This window comes from Wolbachia endosymbiont (group A) of Icerya purchasi (assembly GCF_947251635.1).
In the GTDB taxonomy this organism is placed as follows: Bacteria; Pseudomonadota; Alphaproteobacteria; order Rickettsiales; family Anaplasmataceae; genus Wolbachia; species Wolbachia pipientis.
The window spans coordinates 611,157-631,007 of the sequence record NZ_OX366357.1 but is presented as its reverse complement, the minus strand read 5'-3'; the positions used below and the strand labels follow the sequence as shown (position 1 = coordinate 631,007).

Annotated in this window: 17 protein-coding genes and 5 pseudogenes; 12 read left to right on the top strand and 10 right to left on the bottom strand. The window is 34.7% G+C overall.

The features are described from left to right. Window positions 1-172 precede the first annotated feature (172 nt). The 3 genes from OPR17_RS03390 (at window position 173) to OPR17_RS03380 (ending at window position 2,684) form a co-directional block, all read left to right on the top strand. Window positions 173-1,360 (top strand): phosphoglycerate kinase, encoded by a 1,188-nt coding sequence (locus OPR17_RS03390; RefSeq protein ID WP_265022087.1) that lies wholly within the window; start codon window positions 173-175, stop codon window positions 1,358-1,360. Between the two features lie 58 nt (window positions 1,361-1,418). Continuing rightward, the gene (locus OPR17_RS03385; RefSeq protein WP_265022086.1) at window positions 1,419-2,237 is read left to right on the top strand and encodes an EndoU domain-containing protein; all 819 of its coding nucleotides are present in this window, start codon (window positions 1,419-1,421) and stop codon (window positions 2,235-2,237) included. Between the two features lie 96 nt (window positions 2,238-2,333). Then, window positions 2,334-2,684 (top strand): diacylglycerol kinase, encoded by a 351-nt coding sequence (locus OPR17_RS03380; RefSeq protein ID WP_265022085.1) that lies wholly within the window; start codon window positions 2,334-2,336, stop codon window positions 2,682-2,684. 11 nt (window positions 2,685-2,695) lie between these two features. Here OPR17_RS03380 and OPR17_RS03375 read toward each other — a convergent pair whose 3' ends face one another. From OPR17_RS03375 to OPR17_RS03365, 4 genes and pseudogenes are all read right to left on the bottom strand, one after another. Then, window positions 2,696-3,640 (bottom strand): RluA family pseudouridine synthase, encoded by a 945-nt coding sequence (locus tag OPR17_RS03375; RefSeq protein WP_265022156.1) that lies wholly within the window; start codon window positions 3,638-3,640, stop codon window positions 2,696-2,698. Further along, window positions 3,631-5,316, bottom strand: a complete 1,686-nt coding sequence (locus tag OPR17_RS03370; protein ID WP_265022084.1) for a hypothetical protein — start codon at window positions 5,314-5,316, stop codon at window positions 3,631-3,633. Before OPR17_RS03370 ends, OPR17_RS03375 begins: the two co-directional genes overlap by 10 nt. A 61-nt stretch (window positions 5,317-5,377) precedes the next feature. Then, window positions 5,378-5,590: pseudogene (locus OPR17_RS07430) on the bottom strand (ComEC/Rec2 family competence protein); the annotation flags it as partial. Next, the gene (locus OPR17_RS03365; RefSeq protein WP_265021329.1) at window positions 5,580-6,464 is read right to left on the bottom strand and encodes an IS982 family transposase; all 885 of its coding nucleotides are present in this window, start codon (window positions 6,462-6,464) and stop codon (window positions 5,580-5,582) included. The gene OPR17_RS03365 and the pseudogene OPR17_RS07430, both read right to left, overlap by 11 nt. Window positions 6,465-7,359: 895 nt before the next feature. Between OPR17_RS03365 and OPR17_RS03360 the strand changes: the two are divergent. Further along, a pseudogene (locus OPR17_RS03360) lies at window positions 7,360-7,515 on the top strand (WPE palindromic element domain-containing protein); the annotation flags it as partial. 17 nt (window positions 7,516-7,532) lie between these two features. Here OPR17_RS03360 and OPR17_RS03355 read toward each other — a convergent pair. Beyond that, on the bottom strand, window positions 7,533-7,820 hold the full coding sequence (locus OPR17_RS03355; protein ID WP_265022082.1) for a hypothetical protein: 288 nt from the start codon (window positions 7,818-7,820) through the stop codon (window positions 7,533-7,535). Between the two features lie 229 nt (window positions 7,821-8,049). On the opposite strand from OPR17_RS03355, the gene OPR17_RS03350 reads away from it, so the two are divergent. Genes OPR17_RS03350 through OPR17_RS03325 form a run of 6 tightly spaced genes read left to right on the top strand, consistent with a single transcriptional unit; the run spans window position 8,050 to window position 12,867 of the window. Continuing rightward, entirely contained in the window at window positions 8,050-8,775 is a 726-nt protein-coding gene (locus OPR17_RS03350) for a F0F1 ATP synthase subunit A (protein ID WP_265022081.1), read from the top strand. 60 nt (window positions 8,776-8,835) lie between these two features. Beyond that, window positions 8,836-9,063 carry a F0F1 ATP synthase subunit C gene (locus tag OPR17_RS03345; RefSeq protein ID WP_265022080.1) on the top strand — a complete coding sequence of 76 codons (228 nt, stop codon included), beginning with the start codon at window positions 8,836-8,838 and terminating at the stop codon, window positions 9,061-9,063. A gap of 3 nt (window positions 9,064-9,066) precedes the next feature. Then, window positions 9,067-9,546, top strand: a complete 480-nt coding sequence (locus tag OPR17_RS03340) for a F0F1 ATP synthase subunit B family protein (protein WP_265022079.1) — start codon at window positions 9,067-9,069, stop codon at window positions 9,544-9,546. 8 nt (window positions 9,547-9,554) lie between these two features. Continuing rightward, entirely contained in the window at window positions 9,555-10,031 is a 477-nt protein-coding gene (locus OPR17_RS03335) for a F0F1 ATP synthase subunit B family protein (protein ID WP_065094793.1), read from the top strand. 5 nt (window positions 10,032-10,036) lie between these two features. Beyond that, the gene (locus OPR17_RS03330) at window positions 10,037-11,635 is read left to right on the top strand and encodes a glycosyltransferase family 2 protein (RefSeq protein ID WP_265022078.1); all 1,599 of its coding nucleotides are present in this window, start codon (window positions 10,037-10,039) and stop codon (window positions 11,633-11,635) included. Continuing rightward, the gene (locus OPR17_RS03325; RefSeq protein WP_265022077.1) at window positions 11,617-12,867 is read left to right on the top strand and encodes a COX15/CtaA family protein; all 1,251 of its coding nucleotides are present in this window, start codon (window positions 11,617-11,619) and stop codon (window positions 12,865-12,867) included. Before OPR17_RS03330 ends, OPR17_RS03325 begins: the two co-directional genes overlap by 19 nt. Here OPR17_RS03325 and OPR17_RS03320 read toward each other — a convergent pair. Together OPR17_RS03320 and OPR17_RS03315 are read right to left on the bottom strand one after the other, a co-directional pair. Further along, entirely contained in the window at window positions 12,816-14,891 is a 2,076-nt protein-coding gene (locus OPR17_RS03320) for an acetyl-CoA carboxylase biotin carboxylase subunit (protein ID WP_265022076.1), read from the bottom strand. The genes OPR17_RS03325 and OPR17_RS03320 overlap by 52 nt on opposite strands. A gap of 72 nt (window positions 14,892-14,963) precedes the next feature. Continuing rightward, window positions 14,964-15,719 (bottom strand): ankyrin repeat domain-containing protein, encoded by a 756-nt coding sequence (locus OPR17_RS03315; RefSeq protein ID WP_265022075.1) that lies wholly within the window; start codon window positions 15,717-15,719, stop codon window positions 14,964-14,966. Window positions 15,720-15,869: 150 nt separating this feature from the next. On the opposite strand from OPR17_RS03315, the gene gltX reads away from it, so the two are divergent. Beyond that, on the top strand, window positions 15,870-17,300 hold the full coding sequence (gene gltX / locus OPR17_RS03310) for a glutamate--tRNA ligase (RefSeq protein WP_265022074.1): 1,431 nt from the start codon (window positions 15,870-15,872) through the stop codon (window positions 17,298-17,300). Window positions 17,301-17,835: 535 nt separating this feature from the next. Here gltX and OPR17_RS03305 read toward each other — a convergent pair. Next, window positions 17,836-18,699: pseudogene (locus OPR17_RS03305) on the bottom strand (IS982 family transposase); the annotation flags it as partial. Between the two features lie 84 nt (window positions 18,700-18,783). On the opposite strand from OPR17_RS03305, the pseudogene OPR17_RS03300 reads away from it, so the two are divergent. Next, a pseudogene (locus OPR17_RS03300) lies at window positions 18,784-18,915 on the top strand (IS982 family transposase); the annotation flags it as partial. A 138-nt stretch (window positions 18,916-19,053) separates the two neighbouring features. Here OPR17_RS03300 and OPR17_RS03295 read toward each other — a convergent pair. Beyond that, window positions 19,054-19,401, bottom strand: a pseudogene (locus OPR17_RS03295) (phage tail protein); the annotation flags it as partial. Then, window positions 19,377-19,841: a baseplate megatron protein TIM-barrel domain-containing protein gene (locus tag OPR17_RS03290; protein WP_265022073.1), complete on the bottom strand. Its 465-nt coding sequence runs from the start codon at window positions 19,839-19,841 to the stop codon at window positions 19,377-19,379. The pseudogene OPR17_RS03295 and the gene OPR17_RS03290, both read right to left, overlap by 25 nt. Between the last annotated feature and the right edge of the window lie 10 nt (window positions 19,842-19,851).

Below are 19,851 nucleotides of genomic sequence, written 5' to 3'. Positions count from 1 at the left end.
TACGTGTTAGCGGGATCTAGAGATACCGCGGCGGTATGACAGTTTGCGGTGACATGACGATAAGGTTCCAGTGTCAAGTGTTTGGCATGCAAATTTCCTTAAACGTTCGTAAGCTTAAAACTTTACTTTAGATCAAACTGCTGTATAGTGACTTTATAGCTTCAATTTTATAATGAACATACCTAGTATAGAAAATTGTGATCTTCACAATAAAGCCGTCTTACTTAGAGTTGACTTCAATGTTCCTATAAAAGATGGAGAAATTCGTGACGTCACTCGTATTTTGAGAGCATTGCCTACTATTCAGTATTTAGTGAATGTGAGTGCAAAGATTATTATTATATCGCATTTCGGACACCCAAAGGCTAGAGACGATAATCTGTCGCTAAAAAATATAATTGACACTTCATCACAGTTACTAAATAAAAAAGTGAAATTCATTGATGATTGCGTTGGTGAAAAAGTGCAAAAAGCAGTGAGTGCTATGGATGCAGGAGATATAATATTACTGGAGAATCTAAGATTTTATGAAGGGGAAAAGGAGAATGATGCAAACTTTGCCAGACAATTAGCATCTCTGGCGGATATATATGTAAATGATGCATTTTCTTGCTCTCACAGAGCTCACGCTTCTATTTCACGCATTACAGAATTTTTACCCTCCTATGCAGGATTTTGCTTGCAAGATGAGCTAAAGTATCTTGAAAAAGCTGTATCATTTAAAGCTAAACCTATTACTGCGATAGTTGGGGGAGCCAAAATATCAACTAAGATAAAAATGCTTATAAAGCTAACAGAAAAGGTTGATTACCTAGTTCTCGGTGGTGCAATTGCTAATAATTTTTTGTCATTTAGCAAAGTAAATATAGGGAAATCTTTCTTTCAAAATGATGTTGACGACCTTCTACATAATATTGTTAAAACAGCAAATAAAAACAATTGCAAAATAGTTGTGCCAGAAGACGTTCTGGTTGCAGTAAACTCTGATTACAGTACTAGTATTTCAAGAAGAACTGAGTCCATTTTGGACGGTGATATAATTTTGGATATCGGACCACAAACTTTGAGTACAATAAGCAGTATAATAGCAAGCAGTAAGACTCTGCTGTGGAATGGACCTATTGGTGTTTTTGAACATTCAGCTTTTGCAAGTGGTACAATAGGGGTAATGAAAATCGTAAGTGACTTAACGCACAAAGGAAAGTTAACCAGCATAATAGGGGGAGGTGATAGTCTATCTGCAATAAGCGCTGCAGGCTTTACCGATAAGGATTTTACATATGTTTCCACTGGTGGAGGAGCATTTTTAGATTGGTTAAGTGGTGATGAAATGCCGGGAGTTACTGCTCTGCAAAAATGATTAGATTAAAACTTTTTTAAATTGTTTCTTGTAAGCTAGCTTTTTTGTGAACATGATTATGTCGAAGACAGTTAAACTAATTTTATGTTTAATAATACCAATAATAGGATTTATTTTTTATATTAAGGATCATTATTTTCACACCGGCTATGTAGAAGAAAATGTTGAGGTCAATTTTGAACCATTTTTCAGTTCACAACCAGCCACCGTTCCAGAATTAACTGACTTCGATAGAGGAGTGTTGAAAGTTTGTGGAGATTGGGGAGCACATCCAGATAAAGAAGATTTCAAAATTTTACTTAGTTGTCCGCAGCATCAAGAAGTAGTGAAAGGAATATATGATGAGCTTGATCATCAAATTGTCACACCAGATGCGGATTTGGAGTTATTTAAAGATGAGCTGGCTAACATTTGGTTTACAAATAGTGGAAGTGAAAAAGAAACTGTAGGGTTTGAACATATTTTTTGTGGTGAGCCAAACAATAAATTAGGTGGTATGCATTTTGTAGGTAGATACGTTGAAGCTCAAGAAGATAAATGGGCAGGTGCAATTTGGAATGATAAGTCCCTATGCAATAAATCAGATATTAAGCCACCAGTTTATACATTCGGAATGAAATATTTGGGCAAGGATGGAGAAGTGAAAGTTAAATGCCCAAATGAATATGCATATAACCTTCATGCCGATGATATTTTAATTTCTGCAACTAAGGCGCTTAAGGAATTGGGAAAAGATGGAATGTGCCTGTATAAAATGGAGGATGACAATTATCAATCAGTGTTTGTAAGAAAGAATGATGCTATACTCACGTTCTATCCCGACTTAACACCAAAATGTGATGATAAGAGCACTTATTGTAGTTGCAGTAAATCTTAATTTCAAAACCAATAGGGTGAACAAATGATAAAATGCTATAGGGTGTAGCAAATCCAAATGAGTTAAAATTTTGATTAAAGGGTTTTGTGAGTAATAATGAAGAAGGGCATTATTCGTCTAATAAAAGCAATTCAATACTCTTGTGAAGGAATAAAATCAGCTTTTATATCAGAAATTGCGTTCAGACAGGAGTTGCTACTTTTTATAGTATGTGTCTCAATTTTGTTTGTTTTGGATGTAAGTAATCTAGAACGTGCAGTAATGATAAGCAGCCTATTCCTGGTGTTAATTGTGGAAATTGTTAACACTACTTTTGAAACGACAATTGAGCGTATTTCCAGTGAACAACACATACTTTCAAAAAAGGTGAAAGATCTAGGTAGTGCAGCAGTTTTTCTTTCATTAATTAACTTCCTGATAACATGGATGATAATATTGACAGGTTAATACGAATGTTATTAAGATATGTTGTCAAACTCACCAATTAAAGTTTTTATATCTTGCGGTAAATCAGAGATAAATTCCATGTATTCCTTACTTTTTGGGTGGTGTAATCCTAATTTGTAAGCATGTAGTGCTTGTCTGTTGAAATTACGAATGAAACTAGAGTTTTTAGCATATTTTGTGCTTTTACTACTATTTTTTCCATAAACTTGGTCACCAACTATGGAATGTCCTATGTGGCTCATGTGGACTCGAATTTGGTGTGTTCTGCCTGTCTCTAGAACACATTTGACTAAGCTTACTTGTCCTATAATTTTCTGCACCAAATAGTGAGTGATTGCTAATTTTCCGGTTGTTTTTGTAACACACATCATTTCTTTATTACCGCGTTTGGGAGCAATGTTAGTTTCTATAGCTCCCTGCTGGGAAGATAATGCTCCCCAAACTACTGCTAAATATTCTCGCTTTATTTTACGATTTGATAACAATTCAGACAAAAAACCATGGACTTCTTCATTTTTTGCAATTACCATTAGCCCACTGGTATCTTTATCGAGTCTATGAACAATTCCTGGTCTTACATCAAGGTAAGCGATAACTGCGTTCAAAAGCGTATCATTGTTTGTCCCAGCACCTGGGTGCACTGTTAATCCACTTTGTTTACTCAGAACTATAATGTCCTCATCTTCATAGATGATATTGAGCTTTATGTTGTAGTTAGGCTCAATTGATGTGGATATGTCAGGTTGAACGAGATGTACTATATACTCTTCACCTGGTTTTACTATGTGATCATTATTAATTATCGGTATGCCAAGTAATTTCACTTGCTCATTTTGTATCAATCTTTGAGCTTTACTGCGTGATATGTTGCACTTTTCAGCTACGTAGATATCTAGCCTTAATTTCTCTTTATCATTATTAACACTTAAGGTTATTACTGAGTGATCTATAGTGATTTACCCCGCGCCATTTCCCATGCTGCTTGAACATTTGGGTCTGTAAACATTGTTGCGCTAGACTCAATTTGCAGATCACCTTGTTTTTTAATATGGCAAATTGTTTGAGAGCCATCTTTCCAGTGGATCGTCACTTTATTATCAAAATTTCGTAATGTTGCCTCAACCTTTTCTTCTTTATTATCTTTTTCTTCCAGCTTAATAGATTCTAATAAATAATATAGAAAGTCACTTGGTTTGCTGTTGATTTTTTCTTTCCATTCATCTGTTTTTTCTTGTTCAGATTTTTTTTGCTCTAACTTTTCCTTCTTTTGCTGCAGCTTATTTTGTTCTGCTTCCAGCTCTAACTTTCTAACTGTGTCACGTAGTTCTTTGACTTTATTTTCTAATACTAATAATTTATTAGTATTATTTCCATTGTTAGCTTCTAAATCAGGCGTACTTGGTTGAGCTTGCTTCTTTTTTATTTCTTCTAATTCATTCCTTACTACGTTTAATTGCTCCTTCAATTCCGTTTTTTCCTCTTTTAACTTTTTTAGCATGCTAAGGAACTCGTTATTATTAGACTGAGTAGTTGATTGAAGCCAGCCTACAAAGCGGCTTGGTTCAAATCGTTCAATCTTATCTTCAGCAATTTTAATAGCATTCTCTAACCTAGAAAAAGTACCTTCAATATCTAGTGAATGTGCTTTTTTTGTCAATTCTTTAGTGTTGTTTAAAACTTCTGAAATTTCTGCATGTAGCCAATCTAAATCTTTTTTGATGTCTTCTCTGATTTTTTTTAGGTGATCAAGCGTTTCTTTAATGTTAATATTTGCAGTCTTTAAAAGACTATTATCAAGTAAATCGCAAGCTTTTTTAAGGTTACTGTCAAATGAGTTGCAAAGCGGACTAAGTAGTTTTTTCATTAGAGATATTAGTTCATTTTCCCTTTTACCAAGCTTATTTTCTACTACTGATACAACCATGCCCTTTCCAGACCAGTATGGAAGTAGAAGACCTAAAGCACTGTGTTTTCTAATAGTATGATTTTCATGATCCACGCTATTACTTATTAGATTGCTAAGTGTTGATATGATGCATAAAAGAATAGCGACTAATAAAGCTATTAATATTATTGGAGCATTAATAGATTGTGATATTGCTGAAACTACTATAATAGCACCAAATACATATGATCCTGTAAACAAGAGAATCCTATTTCTATTTTCTGCTTCTATATCTTCTAGTATTTTTCTCTGCGTCTTAGAAATTGGTAAAACTATTGAAAGCTTTTTCCCCTTTTTATCTAAATTTGTTACAATTTCAATTTTTTTAGCTTCTTGAGCAATCTGGCTGTACTGTTCATCAACTTGATAGTTTCCTATTTTTTTATCTATCTCATTCTCTTTTATTTTTTGTGTATTTATAAAGTTTATAACAGCAGTAAATAAGAGAACTGTAAGAGGAATAAAGGCAAGAGGTGCTGGCGTGAACGCAAACCCAGCAATACTTACTGTAACAGGCTGAATAGAAAAGGCAGTAAATGCTATAAGAGTAGCAATGGTACTTGCTATCGATATAGTACCAGAATACTTTCTTATAGAGCTCAAAATTCTACTGGGCTGGTCAGAAAGTTTTCTAAATCCTAAAAAATCAAAATAGTCTTTGAAAGGATCTTGAGTGTCTGTAACCATAACATTTTTCTAGTTTAAACTTATTTAGGTATACATTAACCAAACCTTAAAATCAAGTTTCTTAATTTTTCAACATGTGCCAAGGCCTATTGGAGCGCACTGTATTAATCTTTACGTAACGATTTGTTAACCAAACAGAATGTGTGCCATACGTTTCTAGATCAGCATGTTTAATAATTTTAGCGTTGCAAGCTGAATAGTCGAATTCACTTAATTGAATTATCAGATCAACACTATTACAGTTTTTCAAGATATCTTCTTCCTTATAACGCAAATTCTGGATTAAGGAAGGAAGTATAGGAAATAGAAGGCTTTTTGGATTTGATGGAATAGGAGATGAGAGTAGAAAAGATATGAACCAAGAAATCAACAGGGGATCTATGGCGAGTGTGTTCAATTTCTAGTCTATTTTTTAGGTAACCAAAAACAGTCTCAATGATAGACCTTTTTCTCAGTAAAATCTTCTCATTTAGCGAAATTAATGTATTTTTCATACCTTTTTTCACCTTGGTAACAAGTTTCAAACCTCGGTCAAACAGCTTCTGAAAAAGCTCTTTTGCAATATAACCTTTGTCACCAAACAAAAGGCCGGTTAATTTTTCCGTCAAATTTGGCACAGGTATCCTATCATCAACATTGCCTTTTGTTAGCGTAAGTGCATGAATTTCACCATTTTCATTGATTACCATATGTAATTTGAAACCAAAAAACCAGCCGTAAGTACTCTTGCTTAATTTTGCAATTCCAGCAAAAACTTTGTTTTTGGATATTCTTTTTGCATGACAAACTGCAATGGGAGTTGTGTCTATATATGAAATTCCAGTGTTTTCTGACTGTCCACAAAGCCAATGCAACAACATTGCTAAATGCCACAAAACCCTAGGCTTTAGAGCAACAAACCTGGTATATGAAGGCAACTTTGGAAACTCTGATTTGTAGAGCAACGTTAGGTAATGTAGATAGAAAGTTTTGAAATTTTTACACGGAGATTGTTGATATAGCAGGATTATTGTCATGATTTCAGAGTGCTCAATTTCCGTTGTTCTTGTGGGTTTTTTACCATTTGGCAGTAGTTTGCCTGCAAAATTTTTCTCTATATCTCTGCAAAAATCATCGACCAAACAAAACAGTTTTGTTATATCTTCCATGGGTAACCTCATCTATTTTTTTATAACTGCTGAGTTTACCCTGTTTTCTGCCTTTTCTATTCTCCTTTAATCCAGAATTCGCGTCACAAGCAGTTATCTAAGTGGAGAAAGTCACCTCTCCCCCCTCGACTTCAAAACCGGACTTGTGACTTTCACCACATCCGGCTTCTCTCTAACTTGGTGTTTGTCATACATACTTCTCCATGTAATTAACATTTCAAAGCTTGGTAAATTTGTTTTTATAGCTTAAATACAGCATTCTCTATATTACTAGAGAAGTCGTATTCATTCATACCTAACACTTAATGTTGGCTCATAACATATTAACCACTACTCACAACTTTACCTTCCAAATTACAGTGTCCACGTCAGCATATCCTAAACATTACTTTAGGCCTTGGCTTCTTAGACAATCCCTCATTATAGGTGCATACGGGTGGCTCCCTGCTTAAAGAATAAGAGCATCTATAATGTTACTCCGTTCCATGAAATTGTTTCATGTTAGACTTAGGTTCCAACTTTTTGCCGGGAGATGGGAAACATCTTAATCAGACCAGTCAAGTTCTAATTATCCACTTTCTCCGTACCTTTTGGTCTATGCGTTAACCAACCTTATTTCGCATATCGTTCGTTACGACAATTCAGGCATTGGTTCCTCTCGTAACCATATCTAACTCTGTTTGCAGGGATTCACTATAAGGTTTAGTGTTACCTGCTTTTATCTCATGCTTGCATCCTAGAGGTTGCCACTCTCTAAAATGTGAGAGATACATTACCCCCGATGTCTAGGGAAGATGGAATTTAACCATCACAAAATCACGACTTTCGGGTCGCACCAACTGTACGAACATTGTGATACAAGAGACTAAGAAAGATGTCATCCCAGTGCCCAGACTACTTGGATCCAGAAAACTTAATTTTAAATGAGTACACCAGGTGGTTGTACAATAAAAACTGGATTCCAGTGTCAAGCACTGGAATGACATCACCTACTACGCAAATTATCTACAAATTACAATGTTTGTACACTAGAGCATTACAAGCAACGATGTAGAAGCTTTTGTAATTTTATATCTTCTTGCGAAGAGAATTTATCTTCTTTATATCACCTTTTAAATCTATTTCCGTAAAGAATTTAAGATTCATATTGTGGTCACCTGCATAGGCATTACAAATGTAACCATCAATAGTTAAGTTTCCTATCATATTATGGCTTTCATCTAGTATTTCGCTTCCTATTTGATAATGGCCAGTATATTCGTTAAAGGAACCATCTGTCAATTTGATGTATCCGTTACCAAATTCCTGCTCTAAATTTAAAAGATGATTAGTGTTAATAAAATCTATTTCGTTCATTATCTACCTCACTAAAAATTAAATTATAATTAAAATAAGATGTTAAGTCAAGATGTTGAGTAATTTAATAAGATTAGTAAATTTTAAAATACAGAGCTGACTGTAATTAACACTCTAATTACATATTTTGTTAATGTATCAATGTTATAATGACACAGAGCTCTATCTTAATTCTTGACTTTGTCCTATAAAATTCATACTTTATTTACTGTTTATAGTTCAGATTAAAATGGCATTAAATCCGCTGGAGCAGTTTAAAGTATATACAATAATAGAGTTACCTAGGTTATTTGGGTATGACGTAAGCTTTACCAATTCATCTCTTTTCACGATGATTTCGGTGATATTGGTGATACTCTTTTTGCTTTTTGGAATAAAGAAGGGGGCAGTAATACCAGGATATTTGCAAGCTGCTGTTGAATATGTATATGATTTTGTTATTTCAATAATAGAAAGTAACACTGGAAGTAAAGGTTTGGAGCACATTCCATTGATATTCACAGTATTTATTTTCATTTTATCGTGTAATTTAGTTGGTATTCTTCCTTATAGTTTCACAGTTACAAGTCATGTGATAGTCACTTTTGCTTTGTCGATGGTGGTTTTTATTTATATAACAATTGTTGGATTTAAGAAAAGGGGAATAGGGTTTTTACGCATATTCCTACCAAGAGGAACTCCTTGGTGGCTTGCACCTATAATAATTATTATCAAGTTGCTTACTTATTTAGTAAGGCCAGTTAGCTTATCAATAAGGCTTGCAGCAAATATGATTGCTGGTCATACAGTCATTAAAGTGATAGCGGGGTTGATTGTGAATATGAACGTACTTTTCATTCCTGCACCTTTTTTATTTATAATTGCACTAATAGGATTTGAGGTATTTGTTGCAGTTTTGCAAGCTTATATATTTACTATATTAACATGCGTATACTTATCAGATACAGTAAAGTAAGTGCTTGACTTACCTGTAGAACATTTTATAATATTATTAAGGAATAGTTAAGGGTAATATATGGATTTAGTAGCTTTAAAGTTTATAGCAATTGGTTTGATGGTGTTTGCTATGTTAGGTGTTACTTTAGGCGTAGCTCATATTTTTTCTAGTATACTAAATGGGATTGCGAGAAATCCTGGCACGGAAGAGAAGATGAGAACTTATGTTTATGTTGGTGCTGGTATGATTGAGGTCATGGGCTTTCTTGCATTTGTAATTGCAATGATATTGATATTCCGTACTTAACACATGCCACAGCTTGATGTTTCAACCTTCTTTTCTCAAGTTTTTTGGTTTTTAATTTTTTTCTCTTCACTTTTTTTCGTAGTAAGTTGTTTATTTTTACCAAAGTTAGATAAAATAATAAGCACTAGAAGTAAAGAAGTATTGGGTTCTTTTAATAGTTCTGTTCATCTTTTAAGACTCACGGAAGAGCGGATTGCCAAGTATAATGCCGCTTTAAACCAAGCTAGAATACAGGCAAAAAAAATCATAGATGATGCACTTGCTCAGGTAGAAGAAATGAGAGCTAATGTTAAGAATATATTAGAAGAGGAAGACAAAAAAAAGAGCAAGCTTATTGAAAAAAAAGTGGCAGAATTTAAATCTGAATATACTGATCAGTTAAAACAAATGGCTACTAGTATTGCTTTAATTTATTATACTAAATTGACTAATTCTGAAATTGAAGAGGAATTTATTGCTGACTTGGTGTCCAAAGAATTTTAGGGGTTTTTATGTCTACATCACTGATTATCGGTCTTGCCTTCTTGGTAAGTTTTGTCCTTTCGTATAAATTGCTAAAGAAAGTGATAAAAAATGCGCTTAACAATAAGCGTAACAAAAGCAAATTTTCAAGTGAAGAAACTGAAAAATTCAGGAAAGATATGTTGGAGTATTACAAAAAATCTTCTAAAAAATACAAAGAATTAGATGCAGAAGTTAATAAAATGATGAATGAAGCACTTGATAAAGCTAATAGTATCATTAAGCACAATAGACAGCAGCTAGATCAGACATTAGATGACAATGCCCATTCTAACTTGAAGAAAGTCACTGACCAAGTTGAAAAAGCTCTTGGAGATTTACAGGCTAACACAGCGAATATAGCTGCTGATGCTGTAAAAAAAATAATGCATGAACGTAAGGATGATAAGCGTAGTAGCGAGGTCATATCTTCATTTTCACGTGACTTAAATAAAAAATTGCATTAGGTTTAATGCCCATACTTCAAGCTGATAATGTAGAAAAAATTAAGTTTGATTCTAGTTTATGCAAAGAGCAAGAAAAACTTTTTTACTATAAATTTAATATAATTCCTTGGCAAAAATTAAATAATACTACTTTTTTTATGGTTGAAGACACAAGCCGAGATATCAACCGTTGGGTCGAAGCTCATTACGGTATTGACTATGTATTAATAAAAGTGGATAGCGAACAGATTTTAAATCTTCTTAACTCGCACTTTGGTATTTCAGAATTTGCAAGCAACTACTTATATTACAAGAATCCTAATTTTTCAGCTAAAAGCATTAAACTAAGCTCAATATTTTTTGCTTCTTTCTTTATTGTAACTTCAATTTTAACACTAACAGAGAAATATACATATTTTGCTTTGATGTTGATATTTATAATCGGATGTTCTAGTTATTTATTCAAGTTTATAGCTACAGTTTTTAGCTTATGTGAAACCTCCAACCAAAAAGTGGATTATAGTAAGCTGAATGAAGAAGATTTTCCTATATATACTATTTTATTGCCTGCTTTTAAAGAAAGTGCAGTGATAGAGCAATTGATCGAAAGCATTGAAAGTTTGAATTATCCAAAATCAAAATTAGATGTGAAGCTTCAGGTAGAAAGTGATGACCAAGAAACGCTAGCAGCTATAGAAAAGTACACTTTACCGCAGTATTTTGAAGTAATAAAAGTGCCTCATTCTTTGCCTAGAACAAAAGCCAAGTCATGCAATTATGCTATGAGCTTTGCTAGAGGAAAGTATGCAGTAATATATGATGCGGACGATAAACCAGACCCATTGCAGTTAAAAAAAGCACTGATTGAATTTAATAAGGGCGACGATAAGTTAGCCTGTGTACAGGCGAAATTAAATTACTATAATTGTGATTATAATTTTCTCACAAAATCCTTTTCTCTGGAGTATATGAACTGGTTTCAATACTTATTGCCTGGATTCCAAAAAATGAACATGCCAATGCCTTTGGGTGGTAGCAGTAATCATTTTTCAGTAAAAATTCTAAAAAAAGTGTTTTTCTGGGATGCTTACAGTGTTACCGAAGATGCTGACCTTGGTTTGAGACTTGCGCAAATAGGATATAAAACCAGGATGATTGACTCAGAAACATTGGAAGAGTCACCAATTGCTGTATTTGCTTGGATTAAGCAAAGAGCGCGCTGGATCAAAGGCTATATGCAAACTTATATTGTTCATTTTAAAAATATAAAGTCACTTTATAAACACACTGGATTTAAGGGAATTTTGCTATTGAATCTTTTTGTTGGCTCTGCAGCTTTTATATTTTTTACTACTCCATTTTTACTGCTTTCATTGATATTAACTAAAGTTTTAAATGAATTATTTTTGTACTACTTTGTAGTGGTATACGTTACTAACCTGATTCTTTTGGTAATAGCTGTTAAACAGCAAAAGATGTCTTTTTATTTTTATATAGTATCGATATTTTTTCCGGTCTATAGTCTGCTACATAGTGTTGCGGCTTTTCTTGCCTTGTGGGAATTTATTCTTTACCCTGAGCGATGGAACAAAACTAAACATGGTTTATGGAAGCAAAACCTGTAGCTATTTGGCTTTTTCTCTGCTCGGTTATGGTAATTCTTATGGTAGGAATTGGTGGATTTACCAGACTTACAAGAGCGGGATTGTCAATCACGGAGTGGAAACCTATTACTGGAACATTACCACCACTGAATGAGCAAGACTGGCTACAAGAAAAATTAAAATACGAGGCTACACCTGAGTATAAAGCATTCAACTATGGTATGAGTATGGAGGAGTTTCGCGCTATATACTTAATAGAATATGTACACAGATTGGTTGCAAGACTAACAGGTTTAGTTTTTGTCCTGCCATTTATATATCTTACATTAAGAAGAAAAATATCTAAAAAGGTAGTAATAAAGCTATTTGTGGCATTATTATTTGGAGCTTTACAAGCTTTTGCTGGTTGGTATATGGTTAAAAGTGGTTTAGTAACTGAACCTCATGTTAGCCACTATAGGCTTGCACTTCACTTATTATTGGCATTAATTATCTTTGCACTATTATCGTATCAATTTTTTGATTACCAAATATGGATCCCAGTGTTACGTACACAACTATACGAACATTGCAATATAAGAGTAATTTTCACCAAGGAAGATGTCATCCCAGTGCCCAGACACTGGGATCCAGAAAACTTAACTTTAAATAAGTGGCTGCATAGTAAAAGCTGGATTCCAGTGTCAGCTACTTTCATGACACCATTTGCTGTGCAATTTATTTTCAAAAGTAAGCGTTCGTACAGTTGTGTGTCAGCTACTCGGATGACAGGATTTCAATCTACTAACAGTAGTATATATTACACAATACTTATTCTGATTCTAATTGTAATACAAATAATTTTCGGCGCATTTGTTGCGGGATTAAATGCTGGTTTGATTTATAATACCTTTCCACTAATGGACGGACAAATCGTTCCAGAAGATTTATTTTTCTTACAGCCTATATGGCTGAATATCTTTGAGAACAGAGCGACAGTGCAATTTATACATCGAGCACTGGCATTGCTAATACTAACTTTGGTAGTAATACTCACAGTAAAAAATGCTAGCATAAAACCGGTATATATTATGCTGCTCTCCGTCGTCATTCAGATCATTTTAGGTGTAATTACTCTATTATTGCACATACCGATAGCCATTGCCATAGCTCATCAAGTGTTTTCATTTATCTTGTTTGGGTCAAGTTTATACTTCTTGTGTTATTTAAGGAAGCAGACTACATCACCAATCTGCACATTTTTTCCTTCTTGAACGGGAATATTTTTTATCACCATTGCTGCTTCAGCACATATAATATTTTCCATTTTCATCGCTTCCACAACAAATAAAGGTTGTCCTATTTCTACCTGATCTCCTACATTTACGTGTAATTTAACTAATAAGCCAGATATTGGGGATTTTACAGCATCTACTGAAATCTCTTCTGTTTTATTGTTTAGCATTAACTTACTTAATTCAGCTACATGAGATTTGAATACACAACATTCAGCTTTCATGCCTGCATGTCTTATGAAGTATTTACTGCCTTGTTTTTCTACTTTAAATGTTATATCAGCATCATCATTAATTGTAATATATAGTAACTTATGACTTGATTTCCACTTGCCTACTACAGAGTATGTATTGTGGTTATATACTGTTGTTAATATATTATCTTGATATCTTGCACTTACGGAGTACTCATTGTCATTTATATTAACTATGAATAAATCTCTTGCACGGTCACCTGCCATCCGAGTAGCTGATACTGGTGCCCCTTCTTTTTTACTAGATTCCAGTGTCACGCACTGGAATGACACCTGAGATGTTTCATTCACTGCTTTATGATGGTACCTTTCTTCATTTTCCAAATGAACATATAACGCAGTGAAAATAAATATTTTAATATACTCCTCTGCAACAAAATCGCCGTGAAACCCACTAGGGTAATGATCTGGAATGAATCTCGTATGGAGCTTTGCTGCGATAAAATTTGGGTGATGGAAGATGGATTCTAGAAATTCTATATTATTTGTCACTCCTTCTATATAGCATTCAGACAATGCTTTTTGCATTCTGCTGATCGCTTCTACTCTATCTTTTCCATATGTTATAACTTTTGCAATCATTGAGTCATAGAACGTGCTAATTTCTGAACCTGCAGCAACTCCATCATCTATTCTTACATAATCATTTTCACCCGGTTTATCGTAATATTTTATTCTTCCGCTGGAAGGGAAAAATTTCTTCGATGGGTCTTCAGCGCAAATTCTACTTTCTATTGCAGAACCAGTAAGTTTAATATCATCCTGACTGAACCTTAATTTTTCTCCACAGGAAGTTCTAATCATTTCTTCTACTATGTCTATTCCAGTTATAAATTCTGTTACTGGATGCTCAACTTGTAATCTCGTATTTACCTCAAGAAAATAGAAGTTTTGGTCTTTATCTACAACAAACTCAACAGTACCTGCTGAAAAATAGCCAACTTGCTTTGCTAAAGAAACACATTGAGCATACATTTTTTGTCTTACTTCTTCACTAATAAATGGACTTGGCGTTTCTTCCATTATTTTCTGATTATTCCTTTGTATTGAGCACTCCCTCTCTCCAAGACATACTATATTGCCATATTTATCCGCTATGATTTGTATTTCGATATGTCTTGGTAATTCTATATATTTCTCTATAAAGATACTGCCATCCTTAAAACTTTTCTCTGCTTCATTTGTGGCTGATGTAAATGCTAGTTCAATTTCTTTTTTGGAGTTTACAATTCGCATTCCTTTGCCACCACCGCCTGATGCAGCTTTGAGCATAACGGGAAAACCGACCTCTTTAGCAACTTGAGCTGCGTGGGCAGCATCGCTGATCTTACCCATATATCCTGGCACTACATTCACTCCAGCTTTTCTTGCCGCTTCTTTTGCTGTTATTTTGTTGGCTGTAACTTCTATTGTTTCTGCACTGGGGCCGATGAAGTCTATATTATACTTCTGCAAAGCACGTGGAAAATCTGGATTCTCTGCTAAAAAACCATAGCCAGGATGAACTGCCTGCGCACCTGTTTCAACTGCTACTTCACATATTTTTTCAATGTTTAAATAACTGGGGCAAGATGGCGAAGGGCCGATATATCTTGACTCATCTGCTTGTCTTACATGCACAGAATTTACATCTGCATCCGAGTATATGCACACACAAGATATACCCATCTTATGGGCAGTTCTGATAATCCTGCAGGCAATCTCTCCTCTGTTTGCTATTAAAATCTTACTGTACTTCTTTTCTATCATCGTATGAGTATACTTTCTGAAGTTAAGAAAGTAAATTTCTATATCATTGCCTGCAAGTAATTTCTAGCTTCATCAAACACCTAAACTTTCTCCTACAAGTTGTACATTAGCATTTTCCACTAAAGTGCTTTCGTTATGCAAGGCATGTATCTCGCTACATGCTTTAACTGACAGGTATGTGACTCCGCCAGAAGCTATTGCAACCATCGAGCTTAGTGCAAAAGATTGAGAAACTAAAAATAAAAAGTATAAAGACAAACATAAAGCAGCGATACATGCTATCGCTCCTATTATATATAAGCACAGGTGAAACTTCTGGTTACATATAAAGCTGTCTTTTATGCCTGCGATTTGCTTAATTTCTTTCTGTTGTGCAGCATTTAAGTAATAAAGAGGAGTTTCCCTCTTCTTATTAAAAGCATAGCCTTTACTGCAGAGCGCATCTTTAATATATTTTTTATTACATTTGAGTTCCTCTTTCAATCTGCTTACTTCTTTCCGATCTCCAGCTTCTTCTGCTTTCGTAATTTTGTTATCAGCTTCCGTCTCTAAGTCATTCACAATCTCTTGTACTGCAGGCAGCAAAATTCCACTTCTTGCTGCTTCATGAAATGGATTATCTCCATATTCATTATGCGCAGTTACAGAAGCAATGTTCTTCTTACAAATGTCTACAAATTTACCTTTGTTTTGTATTCTTGCAGCTAAATGCAGGAGATTATCTGCCTGTACTCTTTGTTTTGTTTTATCAAATGGGCCGGTGTAATGCCAATTGATATTAGCTTCATTATCTGAAAGCAATTTTGCTATATCTACAAGTCCATCCATAACTCACCTCGCTATATTCAACCAATACTAAATTATACAATACAATTTATGAAAAATAAATAAAATTTTATCTCTCAGAATAAATAAATTCTAAATTGTTACAAACATAAATTTTAGCTATCATCATTTATATTACTGTAACGGACAAATATGCCAGGTATAGTCACGAGATTCGCTCCATCACCCACAGGGTTTTTGCATATTGGAGGGGCCCGCACTGCGTTATTTAATTGGCTCTATGCAAAGCATCATGGTGGCAGGTTTTTGCTGAGAATTGAAGACACCGACAGAAAACGTTCAACGCAAGAAGCAATTGATGCAATTATAGAAGGGCTAAGATGGCTCGGTATGAGCTATGATGGGGAAATAGTATATCAGTCAAAAAGAATAGAGCGGCACATTGAAGTAGCAAACCTTTTAGTTGAGAGGGGTAGGGCGTATCACTGTTATTGCCCTGAAGATGAAGTTACAGAAAGGAAGACAAAAGCAAGAGAGGAGGGCAAGATATATAAGCATAAGTGTACTACAAAACCTCCTTCTTGTCATCCAAGTAGCCGACACTGGGATCCAGAAAAAAATATGTGGTCACGCGCTGGAATGACATCGGGTGTGAGGTCAGTTATCCGTTTCAAAGTGCCAGACTCACAAGAGATCGTTGTTGATGATAAAATATACGGTCAAATTAAAGTAAATAGCGACCAACTTGATGACATAGTAATCTTACGCTTTGATAACACTCCAACATATATTTTTGCCGTAGTAGTTGACGATCATGATGCTGGAATAACTGATATAATACGCGGTTCTGACCATCTCACTAATACTTTTAAGCAATTGCTAATATACCAGGCTCTTGATTTTGACATTCCACGCTTTGCACATGTGCCGCTTATCCATGGGGAAGATGGGAATAAGCTATCCAAAAGGCATGGTGCCACAAGCGTTTGCGATTATGAAAAGATGGGAATATTGCCGAAAGCGATGCGTAATTACTTGCTGAGACTTGGCTGGAGTCACGGTAACGATGAGATTATTAGCGATGAGCAAGCAATAGAGTGGTTTAATTTAGAAAGTATTGGTCGTTCACCTGCACGGCTAGATTTCAAAAAACTGGAGCATTTGAATAACCACTATATTAGTAATATGAGCAATGAAGATATTCTGACTCTAATGCTTAGAGAAAATACTCTAACTGACAAAAAAAAGGGCTATTTACTGCAGGGACTGACAGAGCTGAAAAAAAGAGCAAACTACCTGACCGAATTATTGGATTTAGCAAAATTTTATATTCAAGATCCGCCACTTGATTTAAGTGAAGAAGCTTGTCAAATTGTCAAATCTAACCTCAATGTAATTAAGTTACTCGCATCATTTCTGTCAAAGATCGGTGATGAAAATTGGAATAAGGGTTTTTTATCTTCTCAGATCAAGGAATGTGCAAAATCACATGATATGAAAGTAAGCGGTGTATACCACTCATTACGTGCCCCTATAACTGGAGTAATGGATGCACCTGGAATCATCGATATCATGGTGATTCTTGGTAAAGATGAGTGTATAAGAAGGTTACAAGCAATTTAAATGAAATAAGAAAATTACTTGACATCCTTCGCCAGCCCCCTTATCATGAAACTGAAGCTATTGTATTTGCTTTCGCCAATCTGCAGATTAAAAGGTAAGGATTACTTAATGTATCGGCGTCTTATGTTCAATTTTTTGCAGTATATAGATACTGTATGTCTTTACAAAACTTCATCTACATCTAGATTTTTATCTAAATAAGCTGAACGCGCTTATAAAGCGTTACAAGACATCAAAAAATGCCAATACTCGACAGAGATAGTAAAAGACTAGCTAACTCGGGGATTCTTTGTCTTTTTTTTGCTTAGTAAATTTCTTAAACATTTGCAGCGTAAGTTAGTTGCAATTAAAAGCAGCTGAATTTCGCTTGTCAAGCGTTTAAAACATAAAAAACGCCAATATTTTAAAGCGGATAATAACCACGGGGCTTCTTTTGCCTTTTTTTTCGTTTGGTAAATTTCTTAATATTTATAGCTAAACGACAATCGTCATCCCGCTGCTTGTTAGCGGGATCTAGAGACGCGAATTCTGGATTAAGGAAGGAAGTATAGGAAATAGAAGGCTTTTTGGATTTGATGGAATAGGAGATGAGAGTAGAAAAGATATGAACCAAGAAATCAACAGGGGATCTATGGCGAGTGTGTTCAATTTCTAGTCTATTTTTTAGGTAACCAAAAACAGTCTCAATGATAGACCTTTTTCTCAGTAAAATCTTCTCATTTAGCGAAATTAATGTATTTTTCATACCTTTTTTCACCTTGGTAACAAGTTTCAAACCTCGGTCAAACAGCTTCTGAAAAAGCTCTTTTGCAATATAACCTTTGTCACCAAACAAAAGGCCGGTTAATTTTTCCGTCAAATTTGGCACAGGTATCCTATCATCAACATTGCCTTTTGTTAGCGTAAGTGCATGAATTTCACCATTTTCATTGATTACCATATGTAATTTGAAACCAAAAAACCAGCCGTAAGTACTCTTGCTTAATTTTGCAATTCCAGCAAAAACTTTGTTTTTGGATATTCTTTTTGCATGACAAACTGCAATGGGAGTTGTGTCTATATATGAAATTCCAGTGTTTTCTGACTGTCCACAAAGCCAATGCAACAACATTGCTAAATGCCACAAAACCCTAGGCTTTAGAGCAACAAACCTGGTATATGAAGGCAACTTTGGAAACTCTGATTTGTAGAGCAACGTTAGGTAATGTAGATAGAAAGTTTTGAAATTTTTACACGGAGATTGTTGATATAGCAGGATTATTGTCATGATTTCAGAGTGCTCAATTTCCGTTGTTCTTGTGGGTTTTTTACCATTTGGCAGTAGTTTGCCTGCAAAATTTTTCTCTATATCTCTGCAAAAATCATCGACCAAACAAAACAGTTTTGTTATGTCTTCCATGGGTAACCTCATCTATTTTTTTATAATTGCTGAGTTTACCCTGTTTTCTGCCTTTTCTATTCTCCTTTAATCCAGAATTCGCGTCTAAAAAATAGACTAGAAATTGAACACACTCGCCATAGATCCCCTGTTGATTTCTTGGTTCATATCTTTTCTACTCTCATCTCCTATTCCATCAAATCCAAAAAGCCTTCTATTTCCTATACTTCCTTCCTTAATCCAGAATTCGCGTTTATATATAGAGTGATCATAACCAACACCACTTACTTGAATGGCCATGCTTTCAAATTTTGTTTTTATAATTCTCACCGTATGCTTTTTCTCACCGTCTAAAATCGTTATTACATCACTTGGCACAAGCCATGCATATTTTATCGGTAACTTGAAATTGTATATATTTCTCTCTTGCCACGAAGAATAAAGTAAAACCTCAGCGATATTTTGCGCCTCCCCCTCTTCCATAATGAGCGGTATTTCAACTGTTATAGCAGTGCCTTGCTTTGGCAACTCAGCGTATTTAACATCAATTGGATAGCCAAAATTGCGGTTAAAGTAAACGATGTTAACTTTATTGTTTAAATCTAATTGACTGATATTAGCAAGTTTTGAATTGTTACTGAAAACCGTTTCACCAATTGGCATTACAGTTGTAACTCCCCTGCCCTTTTGAACAAATTTCAGTTTAGAGTCCTGTTCAACCACATCAAAAAATAGCAACTTTGCAGCATTTTAATAATTGAACGTACCGATTGCTGGTCGTTTATCACATACCCAGACAATAACCCTTTGACGTTGCTTGTATCGAACTGATCGCTTTTTAAACCTGCTTTTTGTAATAGATCCGATAAAACATCGGAAATATTAAGCTGTGAAAGCTTTCCCTGAATCCAATGGCCTGTCTGCCAATTATGGCAATCAGTCCACATATCACACAAATTGGGAAAGTAAGGAAATGGCCTTGCATCCCATGCCCAGAGAAACATTCTTTCCACCATCTCTGAGCTTTGCCACTTCTTTAGCGTTCCTTCAATTGCAATTTTTTGCGAAAGAAAGCTCACCTCTCCGTTTGAATATCGTGGATATTTGCTCTCTATGCTGCCTTTATCAACAAATACATTTGGCTCATTAGTGCAGCCGTTCATACTGGAAAAT

Coding starts and splice junctions, on each gene's coding strand:
- OPR17_RS03390 (WP_265022087.1), top strand. CDS start 173: ATGAACATACCTAGTATAGAAAATTGTGATCTTCACAATAAAGCCGTC.
- OPR17_RS03385 (WP_265022086.1), top strand. CDS start 1,419: ATGTCGAAGACAGTTAAACTAATTTTATGTTTAATAATACCAATAATA.
- OPR17_RS03380 (WP_265022085.1), top strand. CDS start 2,334: ATGAAGAAGGGCATTATTCGTCTAATAAAAGCAATTCAATACTCTTGT.
- OPR17_RS03370 (WP_265022084.1), bottom strand. CDS start 5,316: ATGGTTACAGACACTCAAGATCCTTTCAAAGACTATTTTGATTTTTTA.
- OPR17_RS03365 (WP_265021329.1), bottom strand. CDS start 6,464: ATGGAAGATATAACAAAACTGTTTTGTTTGGTCGATGATTTTTGCAGA.
- OPR17_RS03355 (WP_265022082.1), bottom strand. CDS start 7,820: ATGAACGAAATAGATTTTATTAACACTAATCATCTTTTAAATTTAGAG.
- OPR17_RS03350 (WP_265022081.1), top strand. CDS start 8,050: ATGGCATTAAATCCGCTGGAGCAGTTTAAAGTATATACAATAATAGAG.
- OPR17_RS03345 (WP_265022080.1), top strand. CDS start 8,836: ATGGATTTAGTAGCTTTAAAGTTTATAGCAATTGGTTTGATGGTGTTT.
- OPR17_RS03340 (WP_265022079.1), top strand. CDS start 9,067: ATGCCACAGCTTGATGTTTCAACCTTCTTTTCTCAAGTTTTTTGGTTT.
- OPR17_RS03335 (WP_065094793.1), top strand. CDS start 9,555: ATGTCTACATCACTGATTATCGGTCTTGCCTTCTTGGTAAGTTTTGTC.
- OPR17_RS03330 (WP_265022078.1), top strand. CDS start 10,037: ATGCCCATACTTCAAGCTGATAATGTAGAAAAAATTAAGTTTGATTCT.
- OPR17_RS03325 (WP_265022077.1), top strand. CDS start 11,617: ATGGAAGCAAAACCTGTAGCTATTTGGCTTTTTCTCTGCTCGGTTATG.
- OPR17_RS03320 (WP_265022076.1), bottom strand. CDS start 14,891: ATGATAGAAAAGAAGTACAGTAAGATTTTAATAGCAAACAGAGGAGAG.
- OPR17_RS03315 (WP_265022075.1), bottom strand. CDS start 15,719: ATGGATGGACTTGTAGATATAGCAAAATTGCTTTCAGATAATGAAGCT.
- gltX (WP_265022074.1), top strand. CDS start 15,870: ATGCCAGGTATAGTCACGAGATTCGCTCCATCACCCACAGGGTTTTTG.
- OPR17_RS03290 (WP_265022073.1), bottom strand. CDS start 19,841: ATGAACGGCTGCACTAATGAGCCAAATGTATTTGTTGATAAAGGCAGC.